This window comes from uncultured Nisaea sp. (genome assembly GCF_963974195.1).
GTDB lineage: Bacteria > Pseudomonadota > Alphaproteobacteria > Thalassobaculales > Thalassobaculaceae > Nisaea.
On record NZ_CAXBDC010000031.1, the window covers coordinates 1 to 14,508 of the forward strand.

General features: G+C 63.6%; 16 protein-coding genes. 14 read left to right on the forward strand and 2 right to left on the reverse strand.

Annotated elements, in window-relative coordinates; genetic code table 11:
* The coding region (locus AAC126_RS08895; protein WP_339852442.1) for an FYDLN acid domain-containing protein at window positions 1–104 on the reverse strand (104 nt) is incomplete at its 3' end.
* Between the two features lie 221 nt (window positions 105–325).
* On the opposite strand from AAC126_RS08895, the gene aroA reads away from it, so the two are divergent.
* The 14 genes from aroA (at window position 326) to AAC126_RS08965 (ending at window position 13,124) form a co-directional block, all read left to right on the forward strand.
* Entirely contained in the window at window positions 326–1,657 is a 1,332-nt protein-coding gene (gene aroA, locus AAC126_RS08900; RefSeq protein ID WP_339852337.1) for a 3-phosphoshikimate 1-carboxyvinyltransferase, read from the forward strand.
* Window positions 1,654–2,286, forward strand: coding sequence for a (d)CMP kinase (cmk, locus tag AAC126_RS08905; protein WP_339852340.1), 633 nt, complete (start codon window positions 1,654–1,656; stop codon window positions 2,284–2,286). The genes aroA and cmk overlap by 4 nt, the downstream gene beginning before the upstream one ends.
* A gap of 227 nt (window positions 2,287–2,513) precedes the next feature.
* The gene (gene rpsA / locus AAC126_RS08910) at window positions 2,514–4,235 is read left to right on the forward strand and encodes a 30S ribosomal protein S1 (protein ID WP_339852343.1); all 1,722 of its coding nucleotides are present in this window, start codon (window positions 2,514–2,516) and stop codon (window positions 4,233–4,235) included.
* A 235-nt stretch (window positions 4,236–4,470) separates the two neighbouring features.
* The gene (ihfB, locus tag AAC126_RS08915) at window positions 4,471–4,752 is read left to right on the forward strand and encodes an integration host factor subunit beta (RefSeq protein ID WP_028467651.1); all 282 of its coding nucleotides are present in this window, start codon (window positions 4,471–4,473) and stop codon (window positions 4,750–4,752) included.
* Between the two features lie 350 nt (window positions 4,753–5,102).
* A complete protein-coding gene (locus tag AAC126_RS08920; protein ID WP_339852347.1) occupies window positions 5,103–5,444 on the forward strand; it encodes a LapA family protein in 342 nt (113 codons plus the stop codon).
* Window positions 5,445–5,467: 23 nt separating this feature from the next.
* Window positions 5,468–6,109, forward strand: a complete 642-nt coding sequence (locus AAC126_RS08925) for a phosphoribosylanthranilate isomerase (protein ID WP_339852350.1) — start codon at window positions 5,468–5,470, stop codon at window positions 6,107–6,109.
* 124 nt (window positions 6,110–6,233) lie between these two features.
* Window positions 6,234–7,469: a tryptophan synthase subunit beta gene (trpB, locus tag AAC126_RS08930; RefSeq protein ID WP_339852353.1), complete on the forward strand. Its 1,236-nt coding sequence runs from the start codon at window positions 6,234–6,236 to the stop codon at window positions 7,467–7,469.
* Window positions 7,469–8,305 (forward strand): tryptophan synthase subunit alpha, encoded by an 837-nt coding sequence (gene trpA / locus AAC126_RS08935; protein WP_339852356.1) that lies wholly within the window; start codon window positions 7,469–7,471, stop codon window positions 8,303–8,305. The genes trpB and trpA overlap by 1 nt, the downstream gene beginning before the upstream one ends.
* A 35-nt stretch (window positions 8,306–8,340) precedes the next feature.
* Window positions 8,341–9,261, forward strand: a complete 921-nt coding sequence (gene accD / locus AAC126_RS08940) for an acetyl-CoA carboxylase, carboxyltransferase subunit beta (protein ID WP_339852359.1) — start codon at window positions 8,341–8,343, stop codon at window positions 9,259–9,261.
* Between the two features lie 70 nt (window positions 9,262–9,331).
* Window positions 9,332–10,603 carry a folylpolyglutamate synthase/dihydrofolate synthase family protein gene (locus AAC126_RS08945; RefSeq protein WP_339852362.1) on the forward strand — a complete coding sequence of 424 codons (1,272 nt, stop codon included), beginning with the start codon at window positions 9,332–9,334 and terminating at the stop codon, window positions 10,601–10,603.
* Between the two features lie 170 nt (window positions 10,604–10,773).
* On the forward strand, window positions 10,774–11,517 hold the full coding sequence (locus AAC126_RS08950) for an SDR family NAD(P)-dependent oxidoreductase (protein WP_339852365.1): 744 nt from the start codon (window positions 10,774–10,776) through the stop codon (window positions 11,515–11,517).
* Window positions 11,518–11,605: 88 nt separating this feature from the next.
* A complete protein-coding gene (locus tag AAC126_RS08955; RefSeq protein ID WP_339852367.1) occupies window positions 11,606–11,959 on the forward strand; it encodes a cupin domain-containing protein in 354 nt (117 codons plus the stop codon).
* Between the two features lie 78 nt (window positions 11,960–12,037).
* Window positions 12,038–12,406, forward strand: coding sequence for a MerR family transcriptional regulator (locus AAC126_RS08960; protein ID WP_339852370.1), 369 nt, complete (start codon window positions 12,038–12,040; stop codon window positions 12,404–12,406).
* A 4-nt stretch (window positions 12,407–12,410) separates the two neighbouring features.
* Window positions 12,411–13,124 carry a transporter substrate-binding domain-containing protein gene (locus AAC126_RS08965; protein ID WP_339852372.1) on the forward strand — a complete coding sequence of 238 codons (714 nt, stop codon included), beginning with the start codon at window positions 12,411–12,413 and terminating at the stop codon, window positions 13,122–13,124.
* A gap of 121 nt (window positions 13,125–13,245) precedes the next feature.
* Here the strand turns inward: AAC126_RS08965 and AAC126_RS08970 are convergent, their stop codons facing one another.
* Window positions 13,246–14,355 carry an S-(hydroxymethyl)glutathione dehydrogenase/class III alcohol dehydrogenase gene (locus AAC126_RS08970; RefSeq protein ID WP_339852375.1) on the reverse strand — a complete coding sequence of 370 codons (1,110 nt, stop codon included), beginning with the start codon at window positions 14,353–14,355 and terminating at the stop codon, window positions 13,246–13,248.
* Window positions 14,356–14,508 lie beyond the last annotated feature (153 nt).

Consider the following 14,508-nt stretch of genomic DNA (forward strand, 5'->3'; position numbering starts at 1 on the left):
TCGGTTTCGCATTTCGGGCAGACGATGGGAGATTTCATCAGGTCATAGAAGCGCGCGCCGCATGATTGACAGGTGCGCTTGATGCCCCATTCCGGTTTTGCCACGTCGTTTCTCCGACAGCCACTTGACTCTATATCGCTATTCAACGAGGCGCCGAATAACGGTGATGCATGTATCTGTCAAAGTGAAAATGCACAAGCGAGAACCCGGATTCCCGCCAATCGCGCCTATTTCTCCCAGACAGGCCGCAAGCCTCTGTGATAGAGAGCCTGCGGTCAACCCGAAGCAATGCGTTTTTATTCGCGCGAAGCCCCGTGAGAAACCCATGACGTCCCTTAGCTCATCAAAAAGCGCTGCACTCACCGGAACACTCAAGGTTCCGGGCGACAAATCAATCTCCCACCGCTCCCTTATCCTGGGTGGTCTCGCCATCGGCCGGACCGCGGTTTCAGGCCTCCTGGAGGGCGAGGATGTGCTCGCGACGGCCGCCGCCATGCGCGCCCTCGGCGCCAGCGTGAACCGGCTGGATGACGGCACATGGGAGGTCTTCGGACGCGGCATCGGCACGCTCGACGAGCCGGAAGACGTGCTCGACCTTGGCAATTCCGGCACAGCCGCCCGGCTTCTTATGGGACTGGTCGCCGGCCATCCGATCAATGCCGTCTTCACCGGCGACGCGTCCCTGCGCCGCCGCCCGATGAGCCGGATCACCACACCATTGAGCCAGATCGGCGCCGTCTTCCATGGCCGCTCCGGCGGCCGGCTGCCGCTCTGCGTCGAGGGGGCGACCGATCCGCTGCCAATCCGCTACACGCTCCCCGTCGCCTCCGCCCAGGTGAAATCGGCGATCCTGCTCGCCGGGCTCAACACGCCGGGCGAGACCACCGTGATCGAGCCGGAAAAGACCCGCGATCACACGGAAACCATGTTCCGCCATTTCGGCGCGGACGTGCGGGTCGAGGATCTTCCGGAAGGCCGCGTCATTACCCTGACCGGTCAGCCTGAATTCAAGGCAAGCGACATTGTCGTTCCGGCCGATCCCTCTTCCGCCGCCTTCCCGGCCGTGGCGGCGCTGATCACGCCGGACTCCGACATCACCCTGCTCGCCGTCGGGCTCAACCCGCTGCGCTTCGGCGTGTTCGAGACGCTGCTGGAAATGGGCGCGGATATCGAGATTTCGAACCGCCGCATCGAGGCCGGAGAGCCGGTCGGCGATATCCGGGTGCGCAGCAGCGCGCTGAAAGGCATCGAGGTTCCGGCCGAGCGCGCGCCGAGCATGATCGACGAATATCCGATCCTTTCCGTCGCCGCCGCCTTCGCCGAGGGCGCGACCATCATGCGCGGGGTCGGCGAGCTGCGGGTCAAGGAAAGCGACCGGCTCGGAGCGATGGCCAAAGGCCTTGCCGCTGCCGGGGTCCGTGTCGAGGAAGGCGAGGACACGCTCGCCGTCACCGGCTCTGCGAACGGCGTGGCCGGCGGCGCGACCATCGAGGCCGATCTCGACCACCGGATCGCCATGTCCTTCCTCGTCCTCGGCATGGGGGCAGAGGCCCCGGTTGTCATCGATGACGGCCGGACCATTGACACCAGCTTCCCCGGTTTCGCCGACCTGATGCGCGGCGCCGGTGCGAAGATCGATACCGGGGCAGAGGCATGATCATCGCCATCGACGGGCCGGCTGCCGCCGGCAAGGGAACACTTGCGCGGCGCCTGGCGGATCATCTCGGATATGCCTATCTCGACACCGGCTCGCTTTACCGTGCCGTTGCCGTGATGATGCTCAGGCGCGAAGCCGATCCGGAAGATGCGGAGGCCGCGGCCGATGCGGCCCGCATGCTCGACATGGAGCTTCTCGGCAGCCCTGACCTGCGCACCGGGGAAGCCGGGGCCGCCGCCTCGAAAGTCGCGGCAATCCCGGATGTCCGGGCCGCCCTGAAGGACTTCCAGCGGCAGTTCGCCACCTACCCGCCGGGCAATGCCGGCGGGGCCATTCTGGACGGCCGTGACATCGGCACGGTGATCTGCCCGGACGCAGACCGGAAACTCTTCGTCACCGCGTCGGTGGAAGCGCGGGCGGAACGGCGATTCAAAGAGTTGCAGGAACGGGGCGAGGCCGCTATATATGCGCGCGTTTTGCAGGATATGCGTGAACGTGATGCCCGCGACGCCGGTCGGAGCGATGCCCCGATGAAGCAAGCGGACGATGCGATCCTGATCGACACGTCGTCGATGACCCCGGACGAAGCCTTTGCGGCGGCGCTGGACGTGATCGAAGGCGCGGGCTGATCAGCGCAGACTGCGAAGCGTGAGAACGACAGAACGTGAGAGATGCCGGTCATTAGGTCCGATGACCGGTTTTGGAAACCAACGGTGGCTGACAGGCTCAGCCGCGTTCCAACCCCGGACCGGGTGGAACGGTTCCGCGATGCGGGACGCAAATCCAATTTGCACAGCCACCATGAACAGATGCCGGCAAACTTCGGTTTTCCGGCAAGACCCATTGAGGAGCTTACATGGCTGATACAGCCGGAGCGGTCCAAGAACCGGAAATGACTGAGAATTTTGCTGCCCTGCTCGACGAGTCCTTTGGCGACGTCACGAGCATCGAAGGCAGCGTCGTAAAGGGTACCGTTATCTCCGTGGATAACGACGCTGCCCTGATCGACGTCGGACTGAAGTCCGAAGGCCGTGTGGCGCTGAAGGAATTCGGCAACCCGGGCCAGAAAGCCGAACTGAAGCCCGGCGACATCGTCGAGGTCTATGTCGAGCGCATGGAAGACCGTAACGGCGAAGCCATGCTGAGCCGTGAGAAGGCCCGCCGCGAGGAAGCCTGGGCGGTTCTGGAAACCGGTTTCGAAAACAACGAGCGTGTCACCGGCACCATCTTCGGCCGGGTCAAGGGCGGCTTCACCGTCGATCTTTCCGGCGCCGTGGCCTTCCTGCCGGGCAGCCAGGTCGACATCCGTCCGGTTCGCGACATCGGCCCGCTGCTGGGTACGCCGCAGCCGTTCCAGATCCTCAAGATGGATCGCCGCCGGGGCAACATCGTCGTTTCCCGCCGTGCCGTTCTGGAAGAGTCCCGGGCCGAAGCTCGCTCCGAGCTGGTTGCCAACCTCCAGGAAGGCCAGGTCCTTCAGGGTGTGGTCAAGAACATCACCGACTACGGCGCGTTCGTGGATCTCGGTGGCGTCGACGGCCTGCTGCATGTCACCGACATCGCATGGCGCCGTATCAACCATCCGAGCGAAGCCCTGCAGATCGGTGCGACCGTCAAGGTCCAGGTCATCCGCTTCAACCCGGAAACCCAGCGTATCTCCCTCGGCATGAAGCAGCTTGAGGCCGATCCGTGGGAAGGTGTGGATCTGAAGTATCCGGTCGGCACCAAGTTCACCGGTCGCGTCACGAACATCACCGACTACGGTGCATTCGTCGAACTCGAGCCGGGCATCGAAGGCCTGGTCCATGTCTCCGAAATGAGCTGGACCAAGAAGAACGTGCATCCGGGCAAGATCGTCTCCACCAGCCAGGAAGTCGAGGTCATGGTCCTCGACGTCGATCCGAGCAAGCGGCGTATCTCCCTCGGTCTCAAGCAGTGCATGGCCAACCCGTGGGACGATTTCGTCACCAGCTATCCGGCCGGCACCGAGATCGAAGGCGAAGTCAAGAACATCACCGAATTCGGTCTGTTCGTTGGCCTCTCCGGCGAGATCGACGGCATGGTTCACCTCTCCGACCTCTCCTGGGAGCAGTCGGGCGAGGAAGCCATCAAGGAATTCAAGAAGGGCGACATGGTCAAGGCGAAGGTCCTTGACGTTGATACCGACAAGGAGCGTATCTCCCTCGGCATCAAGCAGCTCTCCGAGGATCCCTTCGAGTCCGGTGCTTCCGACCTGCGCAAGGGTGCTGTCGTCACCTGTACCGTGACCACGCTGACCGACAACGGTCTCGAGGTTGCTGTCGGCGAAGGCCTGCACGGCTTCATCCGCAAGTCCGACCTGTCCCGGGATCGCTCCGAGCAGCGTCCGGACCGGTTCGCGGTTGGCGAAAAGGTCGATGCCAAGATCACCCAGATCGACAACAAGACGCGCAAGCTGACCCTGTCGATCAAGGCCCGCGAAGTCGAAGAAGAGAAGAAGGCCATGGCCGACTACGGTTCTTCCGACAGCGGCGCCAGCCTGGGCGACATTCTGGGCGCGGCCCTGAAGCAGCGCGAAGAAGGACAGCAGGAAGACTAAGGCTCCGCCTTACCAACTGTTTCCAGAAATGCGGCGCCGCCCCTGTTTGGGCGGCGCCGTTTTCGCATTCAGCGTGACAAATCCGCACTTCCAATTTGATGAAGTGCGTTTTTATTATGCAAAAGAGAGACTTACACTTGACGAACCGCGTCAAGATTAGGTTTTATTGTGGCGGTGTCCCGTCAGGCTGCATGGAAAGCGAGCCGGACGGCCAATTGGGGGGAGCGTGGCAAACATGACCAAATCCGAGTTGATCATGCGTCTTGCCGAGGCAAACCCGCATCTTTACCAGCGTGACGTGGAGCGGATTGTCTCCGCTATCTTCGACGAAATCTCCGATGCACTCGCCAGCGGCGATCGTGTGGAGCTCCGTGGTTTCGGTGCCTTTTCCGTGAAAAAACGCGACGCCCGCGTCGGCCGCAACCCGCGCACCGGCGATTCTGTGCCCGTCCAGGAAAAGTTCGTGCCCTTCTTCAAGACCGGCAAGCAGCTGCGCGACCGTATCAACGACGGCTGAGCCGCCTGGCCCAGACAGCATCCGCCCTAAATAACCAATTCCAACATCGTCATACCCGTTCCCTAATCGTCATCCCCTCGAAAGAGGGGGCCTAGGGAACGTGCGCAAAGCCCTTCGATCACTGGGTCCCCGATCAAGTCGGGGATGACGGTTTGGGTTTGAAGTTAACAGAGCAGCTCAAGGCCGCACATGAACGCGCCCTGCGCACCCGGCTCAATTAGGACTGAAGCCACTTTGCCCCTTCAGGCCCCGTCCGTTTCAACAAATACAGCCTGATATCCGCCTCGGGGCTACGCACCGGGCGGCCAATCGCCTATATTCGAAACCAGTTTCGCAATAACGGTAGCGCCATGGCCCGCAGATCCTTCTTTGCAAAGACGCTTCTCCTGCTGATCGGGCTTCCGATCATGGCGGTTGTCGTCCTGTTCGCGATCTCCAACCGGCACCTTGTCGAGGTCGGTTTCTGGCCGCTGCCGGTGATTGTCGACGTGCCCGCCTATATTCTCGGTCTCTGCACCATGGCCTTCGGCTTTGTTCTCGGTGTTGTCGCCACCTGGATCAGCGGCGGATCGACCCGCCACCGGGCCCGCATGGCCGAAAACAGGGCTCGCCGGCTGGAACAGGACCTGGATCACAAGACACACGAGGCCGACAGCCTCCGGAAAGCCCTGCCGGCGCCGGAAAAACACTGAGCTTCTGGAAAGCCGAGACTGCAATGGACGTCAAAATCTGCGGCCTTAAAACGCCGGAATCCATCACCGTGGCCGCGGCGGCGGGCGCCAGCCATATCGGCCTGAATTTCTTTCCGCCCTCCCCGCGCGCAGTCACGCCCGAGGCGGCGGCGGACCTCGTCGCCCATGTTCCGGACGGGGTGAAAATCGTCGCCCTCGTGGTCGATGCCGACGACGCGCTGTTCGACGCAATCTGGACGAACGTGCATCCCGATATTTTCCAGTTGCATGGCAAGGAGAGCCCGGACCGGGTGCGCGAGATCAAACAGCGCTACGGCGCCCAAGTGATGAAGGTGCTGCGGGTCGCGGAAGCGGAAGACGCACGGGCCGCCGAGGCCTATGACGGGATCGCCGACCTGATCCTGTTCGACGCGAAGCCGCCAAAGGACAAGGACAAGCTGCCCGGCGGTAACGGTCTGATCTTCGACTGGACCGCGCTCAAGGCCTACAGGGGAGATACCCCCTGGATGCTGGCCGGCGGGCTCACTGCGGAGAATGTCGCCGAGGCGATCCGGGTGACCGGCGCAAAGGCGGTCGATACAGCCTCCGGTGCCGAGGATGCGCCGGGCGTGAAGAGCCCGGAGAAGACCCGGGCCTTCGTCAGCGCCGCCCTGCAGGCAGATTAGCGCCCGCAATACCGTTCCCAGCCTTGCCTTACAAAAGCGCGCAACGCATTATGCGGCGTTTCGCGAGCCGTCCTGAACATAGGCTCGAGTCCGCAAGCCCCGATCCGACGAGGAAGCCTGATAAATGGCAAGCTCCACGCCAGTCCTGAACTCATTCCGCAATGGCCCCGACGAGAACGGCCATTTCGGTATTTTCGGCGGCCGCTATGTCGCTGAAACCCTGATGCCTTTGGTCCTGGAGGTCGAGAAGGCCTACCTGACGGCGAAGGGCGATCCGGATTTCTGGGCGGAGATGGAATATTACCGGAAGCATTATATCGGCCGTCCGAGCGCGCTCTATTTCGCGCCCCGGCTGACGGAGCATTTCGGCGGCGGCAAGCTCTACTTCAAGCGGGACGAGCTGAACCATACGGGCGCCCACAAGATCAATAACGTGATGGGCCAGGCCCTGCTCGCCAAGCGCATGGGCAAGACCAAGATCATCGCCGAGACCGGCGCCGGTCAGCACGGCGTCGCCACCGCGACCGCCTGCGCCCTGTTCGGCATGGAATGCGAAGTCTTCATGGGCGCCGAGGATGTGAAGCGGCAGAAGCCGAACGTCGACCGCATGCGCCTGCTCGGCGCCAAGGTGGTTCCGGTGACCTCCGGCTCCTCCACCCTGAAGGACGCTATGAACGAGGCCCTGCGCTACTGGGTCTCGAAAGCGGAAACCCACTTCTACATCATCGGCACGGCGGCTGGCCCGCACCCCTATCCGGCCATGGTCCGCGACTTCCAGGCCATCATCGGCGAGGAAGTCCGCTGGCAGCTCGAAGAAGCCGAGGGCGAAGGCAGGTTGCCGGACGCGCTGGTTGCCTGCATCGGCGGCGGCTCCAACGCCATCGGCCTGTTCCATCCGTTCCTGGATGACGAGAGCGTCGAGATCTTCGGCGTCGAGGCGGCCGGACACGGCATCGACAGCGGCGAGCACGCGGCATCGCTGACCGGCGGAAACCCGGGCGTTCTGCATGGCAACCGGACCTACCTGCTGCAAGACGATGACGGGCAGATCACCGAGGCGCATTCGATCTCGGCCGGTCTCGACTATCCCGGCATCGGGCCGGAGCATTCCTGGCTGCATGAGAGCGGCCGGGTAAAGTATGTCAGCGCCACCGACACGGACGCCCTGAAAGCCTTCGCGCTCTGCTCCAAGCTGGAGGGTATCATTCCAGCGCTGGAGCCGAGCCATGCGCTGGCTTATGTCGGCACCATGATCGGCGATCTGGCGAAAGACAAAATCGTGGTCATGAATCTGTGTGGCCGCGGCGACAAGGATCTGGATGCGGTGATTCCGCGGCTCGAAGAAATGGGCGAACTCTGATGGATTACACCGCTTCCCGCCTCGATGCGTCTTTCGCGGCCCTGAAAGCCGAGAACCGCGCCGGTCTCGGCATCTTCATCACCGCCGGCGACCCGGACCCGGAGACCTCGCTCGCCATCATGAAGGCCCTGCCGGAAGCAGGCGCCAACATGATCGAGTTCGGCATGCCCTTCTCCGATCCGATGGCGGACGGCCCGTCGGTCCAGGCCTCCAGCCAGCGCGCGCTGAAGGCCGGCGGCAGCCTGGCCAAGACCCTCGCCCAGCTCCGCGCCTTCCGGGAGGACGACAAGACCACCCCGGTCGTGCTCATGGGCTACTACAACCCGATCTATATCTACGGGGTCGACAGGTTCCTGAGTGATGCGATCGAGGCCGGGGCTGACGGCCTGATCGTTGTCGATCTGCCGCCCGAGGAAGACGAAGAGCTGTGCCTGCCCGCCGTCAAGCGCAACCTGCCCTTCGTCCGGCTGGCCACGCCGACGACGGACGATGCCCGCCTGCCGACAGTGCTGACCAATACCAGCGGTTTCATCTATTATGTCTCCATCGCCGGGGTCACCGGCACGGCCGATGTTCCGATCGACCGGGTCACGGCGGCGCTGGAAAGACTGCGCAAGCATACCGATATACCGATTGGCGTCGGCTTCGGCATCAAGACGAAAGAGCAGGCCGCCGCGGTCGGCTCTGTCGCCGATGCCTGCATCGTCGGCTCGGCCGTGGTCGATGCGATCAAGAACTCGCTCGACGCGTCCGGCAAGGCCACCGGGAAGACCGTTGGCGCCGTAACCGCTCTTGTCTCCGACCTTGCCGCCGGTGTACGGCAGGCCCGGTCTTGATACTATAATCACCGCATCTTGCGGAGAGGACGGATATGAACTGGATCACCAACTCGGTCCTGCCGAAGATCAAAGCCCTCGTGCAGCCGCGCGACGTTCCGGACAATCTCTGGATCAAATGCGGCGGCTGCGGCGAGATGATCTTCCACCGCAATCTCGAGGAAAACCATCAGGTTTGCCCGAACTGTCAGCATCACATGCGGATGGGCGCGGAAACCCGGATGGAAATGCTGTTCGACGATGACAGCTTCAACCGGATCGAGCTGCCGAAACCGGTTCTCGACCCGCTGAAATTCCGGGACCGCAAGCGCTATACGGATCGCCTGAAGGAAGCCCAGGCGAAGACCGGCGCGGATGACGCGATCATCGTCGCGCACGGCAAGATGGGCGGCGTGCCGGTGGTGCTGGCGCTGTTCCGCTTCGATTTCATGGGCGGCTCCATGGGGGCCGCGGTCGGCGACGCCCTGGTCCGCGCGGCCGAACTCGCGAAAGCGCAGAAAGCCCCGCTGGTGGTCTTCCCTGCTTCGGGCGGCGCCCGCATGCAGGAAGGCATCCTGTCGCTGATGCAGATGCCGCGCACCGTGATCGCGCGGGAAATCGTCCGCGAATCCGGTCTTCCCTTTGTCGTCGTGCTGACGGACCCGACCACCGGCGGCGTCACCGCCTCCTTCGCCATGCTGGGCGATATCCATATCGCCGAGCCGGGCGCGATCATCGGCTTCGCCGGGCAGCGCGTGATTCAGGAAACCATTCGCGAGCAGCTTCCGGACGGCTTCCAGCGGTCGGAATATCTGCTTGAGCACGGCATGGTCGACATGGTCGTGCACCGCAAGGACCTGCGCAACACGCTGATCCGCGTCTTCTCCATGATCCGCAATCCGATGCCGCAGGCCGAAGTCGTCGCCCTGCCGAAAGCGGCAAAACCGGAAAGCGAAGAGGACGAGAGCGAGAGCTGAGCGTTCCCGTTCGCCGGAGGATACCAAGATTTCCGCAACCGCATCCTCGCCGCAGCCGATCCTCGACCGGTTGCAGCGCCTGCATCCGAAGCTGATCGACCTGACGCTGGACCGCCTTGAGCGGCTGCTCGGGCTGCTCGGCAATCCGGAACGCACGCTGCCGCCGGTGATCCATGTCGCCGGAACGAACGGCAAGGGCTCGACCGTGGCTATGCTGCGGGCGATCTATGAAGCGGCGGGCCGCAAGGTCCATGCAGACACCTCGCCGCATCTCGTCCGCTATAACGAGCGCTTCTATATCGCCGGCAAGGAGATCGAGGACGCGGCGCTGGTGGAGATCCTGGAGGAGTGCGAGCGGGCCAATGGCGGCACCCCGATCACCCTGTTCGAGATCACCACAGCGGCGGCTTTCCTCGCCTTCTCCCGCACCCCGGCGGACGTGCTGCTGCTCGAAGTCGGCCTCGGCGGCCGGTTCGACGCGACCAACGTGATCGACAAGCCCGCCGTCTCCGTCATCACCCCGGTCTCGATGGACCATATGGGCTTTCTCGGCGACACGATCGGGAAGATCGCCTTCGAGAAGGCCGGCATCCTGAAGCCCGGCGTGCCGGCGGTAATCGGCCCGCAGGACCCGGCGGCGCTCGCCGTGATCGAGGCCCGCGCGGCGGACGTCGGCGCCCCGCTCTACCGCTACGGCCATGAATGGACGATTGCCGAAGGCGGCGACGGCATGCTTTTCAGCACTGGCGGCAAGACAAGGCGCTATCCGCGCCCGGGCCTGCTCGGCGCGCATCAGATCCTCAATGCGGGCCAGGCGCTGATGGCGGCCGATCTCGCGGAGGCTTCCGTCAAGACAACCGAGGGCGCCCGCGCCAAGGGCATCGCCGAGGCCACATGGCCCGCCCGGATGCAGCATCTGGAAAGCGGCGCCCTGACCGAGTATCTCAATCCCGGCTCCAGCCTCTGGGTCGATGGCGGTCATAACGAGAGCGCCGGCGAAGCGGTCGCGAAGATCCTCGACGGCTGGGCGGCCGAGCCCGGTGCGCTGCCGGTCTATCTGCTGTTCGGCTCGCTCAACACCCGCGATCCGGCATCCTATCTGAAACATATGCGGGGACGGGCCCAGCGGCTCTACGTCCTGCCGATCCCGGGCGAGGAAAACAGCCTCACCGAGGACGCCCTGATGGACGGCGCCAAGCGCGCCGCCCTGCCCGCCATTCCGGTTTCCACCGTCAAGCAGGCGCTCCGGGACAGCCAGAAAAAAGGCAAGTCCGTGCGCTTCCTGATCTGCGGCTCGCTCTATCTCGCCGGGCATGCCCTCGGCCTCAATCAAGGCGCCTGAACTCTCGGGCGTTACAATTTAAATCGTCATCCCTGCGAAAGCAGGGACCCAGTGAACACAGGCTCAATTCGATGATCCCTGGGCCCCGGCCTCCGCCGGGGTGACGGCCAGAGAATACAAGCGGCAACGCCGATTGCCGTTTCCGTCCTTTCACGCATTGGAGCAGCACCATGGATCTCGGACTTAAAGGCAAGAAAATCATCGTCACCGGCGGCACCCGGGGCATCGGCCTTTCAATCGCCGACGCCTGCGCCGCCGAAGGCGCTTCCGTCTCGATCTGCGGCCGCACCGAAGCCAGTCTCACGGCGGCGGCGGAACAGCTCGCGCGTCATGGCGGTGTGGTGCACACGGCCCCCTGCGACGTTGCCGACGCGGATGCGCTCAAGGCCTATATCGACGCGGCGGCGGAAGCCCTCGGCGGCATCGACGGCCTGGTGAACAACCCGTCCGGCTTCGGCGCCACCGATGACGAGGACGGCTGGAAGAAAAGCATGGATGTCGACCTGATGGGCGTCGTCCGGGCGACCTGGGCCGCCTATCCGCACCTCGTCGCCAGCCAGGGCGCGATCCTGACCATCTCCTCGGTCTCCGGCATCGGGGCCACCACCAACATGCCCTATGGCGCGGTGAAGGCGGCGGTGATCCAGCTGGCCCAGAGCCAGGCCAAGAAATTCGCCGCCGACCGGGTCCGGGTAAACTGCATCGCCCCCGGCTCCATCATCTTCCCCGGCGGCAGCTGGGAGCGGCGCGAGACGGAAAACCCCGAACTCTATCACAACACCCTCAACCGCATCCCGTTCGGCCGCTTCGGCAAGCCGGAAGAAATCGGCACCGTCGCCGCCTTCCTGCTGTCGCCCGCGGCAAGCTGGGTCACCGGCCAGACCATCGCCGTCGACGGCGCGCAGAACCTTTAGTCCCGGACCTGATCCGGGACCTCTGGCCAGCACACGCGCTCCCGAAGGTCCCGGCTCGGTGGCCGGGAAAACGGAACAGGAGCAAGCAATGCCAGAAGCCATCAATCTCGCCGAGAAGCTCTCGAAATTCAGCGAGCACTGGTCGCCGAAGACCGTCTCCAAATTCAACGGCCACGACATCATGGTCGTGAAGGTGAAGGGGGAGTTCAACTGGCACTCCCACGAGGACACGGATGATTTCTTCATGGTCCTCTCGGGGCGCATCCGCATCGAGACCGAGAACGGCAATGTCGAACTCGGTCCGGGCGAGCTCTATGTCATCCCGAAGGGTATCCAGCACCGTCCGGTGGCCGAGGAAGAGGCCCATCTGATGCTGATCGAGAAATCCGGCACGCCCAATACCGGCGACGAGGCGACGGCGGCGGTGATTACAGAGATCTGACACGGCGCCGAACTGTGCTTGACTTGGAGTAACTCCAACCCGCTAGGCAGGTCTGGACAGGATCTGACGGAGTACGCCATGCGCATCAGAGAAGCAGCCGAGGCCTCCGGCCTCGGCGAAGACACGATCCGCTTTTACGAGAAGGCCGGAATGCTGCCGGAAATCCCGCGCGACCGACGCGGGCACCGGCAGTTCACGCCGCGTCTGATCGAGTGGCTGACCCTGCTCTACTGGCTCCGCGAAACCGGCATGACGATGAAGCAGATGCAGCGCTTCACTTCGCTGGCCCTCGCCGATGCCGATGGCGGCACGGACACAATCGACGAACGCCGTCAGATCCTGATCGAGCATTCGGACCGGTTGAAACAGCGCCGCAGCCTCCTCGACAAATGCGAAGCGGTCCTCGCGATCAAGATCGAGAGCTACGGCGCCAAAGAGGAGTCTTAGCGCCATGAAATTTGCCTATCTGATCGAGCCCCCGTTCAACTTTCGCCACGCAGACGGACGCGTGGACGGCGCCGATGTCGCCCTCGCCCGCCATGTTTCCGCGGCGCTCGGCAGCGGGCCGTTCGAGCCTGTCGAGGCTGAATTCGCCGAACTTCTGCCCGGCGTCGCGGCCGGCCGCTGGCGCATGACCACGGGTCTTTTCGCCACCGAGGAGAGGCGGCGGACGGCGGCTTTCAGCCGCCCGGTCTGGGCATTGCCAGACGGACTTCTGGTGCAGCAGGGAAATCCGCTCGCCCTCACCGGCTACCGGTCCGTGGCGGCGCGCGCGGAATGCCGGCTCGCCGTCATCCGCGACCAGTTCCAGCACCGGAGCGCCATCGCCTTTGGCGTGCAGGAAGAGCGCTGCATGATTTTCGAAACCTACACGGAAGCCGCCACGGCGGTACGGGACGGACGTGCCGACGCCTATGCGAGCGTCGCCAAGGCCCATGACGGCTTTCTCGCGCAGCATCCGGACTGGGATCTGGAGGTGGTGACCGTGCCCCGGGAAGAAAAGCAACCGGCCTTCGGCTGCCTTGGCTTCTCCCTCGAAGACGATGCTTTCCGCCATGCCGTGGACGAGATTCTGGAGGCCTATATCGGCAGCCCGGAACACCGGGCGATGATGGCGGGATTCGGTTTCAGCGACACGGATGTGGATATGCTGGTGGCACGCTAGGCGTTATCCCTGAAACCGTCATCCCGGACTTGATCCGGGACCCAGGGGCGGCAGGCGGTGCCCTGCGATCATCTGGGTCCCGGCTCTCCGGCCGGGATGACGAACCAAAATCAGGTGGCGATCAGTAAACCACCACGCTGCGGATGCTTTCGCCCGCATGCATCAGGTCGAAGCCCTTGTTGATGTCTTCCAGCGGCATGGTGTGGGTGATCAGGCTGTCGATGTCGATCTTGCCGTCCATGTACCAGTCGACGATCTTCGGCACGTCCGTCCGGCCTCTTGCGCCGCCAAAGGCGGTACCGCGCCAGGACCGGCCGGTGACCAGCTGGAACGGGCGGGTGGAGATTTCCTGACCGGCACCGGCGACGCCGATGATGATGCTTTCGCCCCAGCCCTTGTGCGCGCATTCCAGCGCCTGCCGCATGGTGTTGACGTTACCGATGCACTCGAAGCTGTAATCGGCGCCGCCGCCGGTGAGGTCCACCAGATACGGCACCAGATCGCCTTCGACTTCCTTCGGGTTGACGAAGTGGGTCATGCCGAATTTCTCGGCGATTTCCTTGCGGGCCGGGTTCAGGTCGACACCGATGATCTTGTCCGCGCCGACCATGCGGGCGCCCTGGATCACGTTCAGGCCAATACCGCCGAGGCCGAAGACGACAACGTTCGAGCCCGGCTCGACCTTGGCCGTGTTCACCACCGCGCCGACGCCGGTGGTCACACCGCAGCCGATGTAGCAGATCTTGTCGAACGGAGCGTCCTTGCGGACTTTCGCCAGCGCGATTTCCGGCATCACCGAATGATTGGCGAAGGTCGAGCAGCCCATGTAATGGAAGATCTTCTCGCCATTGATGGAGAACCGGCTGGTGCCGTCCGGCATCAGGCCCGCGCCCTGGGTGGTGCGGATCTTCTGGCAGAGATTGGTCTTCGGATTGAGGCAATATTCGCACTCCCGGCATTCCGGGGTGTAGAGCGGAATGACATGATCGCCCTTTTGCAGGCTGGTCACGCCGGGGCCGACCTCGACCACGATGCCCGCGCCCTCATGGCCGAGAATGGCCGGGAAAATGCCTTCCGGATCGTCGCCCGAGCGGGTGAATTCGTCCGTGTGGCAGAGGCCGGTCGCCTTCATCTCGACCAATACTTCTCCCGCGCGCGGACCGTCCAGCGTGACGGTCTCGATGCTGAGCGGCTTGCCTGCCTGGAATGCAACGGCGGCTTTGGTTTCCATGGGGTGCTCCCTCTCGTGCCTCTATCGGAATTGGAGGCATACAGTCTTTCATCGGACCCGCTTTTGCAATGCACGTCTCCGAGCATTCTGAAACCGCCACCGCTCTCGACCTGTCCGGCAAAGCAGGGAAAGATAAAGCCAACAAATAATAAC

What these genes read in the sequence shown, in the direction of transcription:
- cmk (WP_339852340.1), top strand. Translation starts at nt 1,654, where the DNA reads ATGATCATCGCCATCGACGGGCCGGCTGCCGCCGGCAAGGGAACACTT.
- accD (WP_339852359.1), top strand. Translation starts at nt 8,341, where the DNA reads ATGAACTGGATCACCAACTCGGTCCTGCCGAAGATCAAAGCCCTCGTG.
- AAC126_RS08950 (WP_339852365.1), top strand. Translation starts at nt 10,774, where the DNA reads ATGGATCTCGGACTTAAAGGCAAGAAAATCATCGTCACCGGCGGCACC.
- rpsA (WP_339852343.1), top strand. Translation starts at nt 2,514, where the DNA reads ATGGCTGATACAGCCGGAGCGGTCCAAGAACCGGAAATGACTGAGAAT.
- AAC126_RS08925 (WP_339852350.1), top strand. Translation starts at nt 5,468, where the DNA reads ATGGACGTCAAAATCTGCGGCCTTAAAACGCCGGAATCCATCACCGTG.
- AAC126_RS08920 (WP_339852347.1), top strand. Translation starts at nt 5,103, where the DNA reads ATGGCCCGCAGATCCTTCTTTGCAAAGACGCTTCTCCTGCTGATCGGG.
- AAC126_RS08965 (WP_339852372.1), top strand. Translation starts at nt 12,411, where the DNA reads ATGAAATTTGCCTATCTGATCGAGCCCCCGTTCAACTTTCGCCACGCA.
- AAC126_RS08970 (WP_339852375.1), bottom strand. Translation starts at nt 14,355, where the DNA reads ATGGAAACCAAAGCCGCCGTTGCATTCCAGGCAGGCAAGCCGCTCAGC.
- AAC126_RS08955 (WP_339852367.1), top strand. Translation starts at nt 11,606, where the DNA reads ATGCCAGAAGCCATCAATCTCGCCGAGAAGCTCTCGAAATTCAGCGAG.
- AAC126_RS08960 (WP_339852370.1), top strand. Translation starts at nt 12,038, where the DNA reads ATGCGCATCAGAGAAGCAGCCGAGGCCTCCGGCCTCGGCGAAGACACG.
- ihfB (WP_028467651.1), top strand. Translation starts at nt 4,471, where the DNA reads ATGACCAAATCCGAGTTGATCATGCGTCTTGCCGAGGCAAACCCGCAT.
- aroA (WP_339852337.1), top strand. Translation starts at nt 326, where the DNA reads ATGACGTCCCTTAGCTCATCAAAAAGCGCTGCACTCACCGGAACACTC.
- trpA (WP_339852356.1), top strand. Translation starts at nt 7,469, where the DNA reads ATGGATTACACCGCTTCCCGCCTCGATGCGTCTTTCGCGGCCCTGAAA.
- trpB (WP_339852353.1), top strand. Translation starts at nt 6,234, where the DNA reads ATGGCAAGCTCCACGCCAGTCCTGAACTCATTCCGCAATGGCCCCGAC.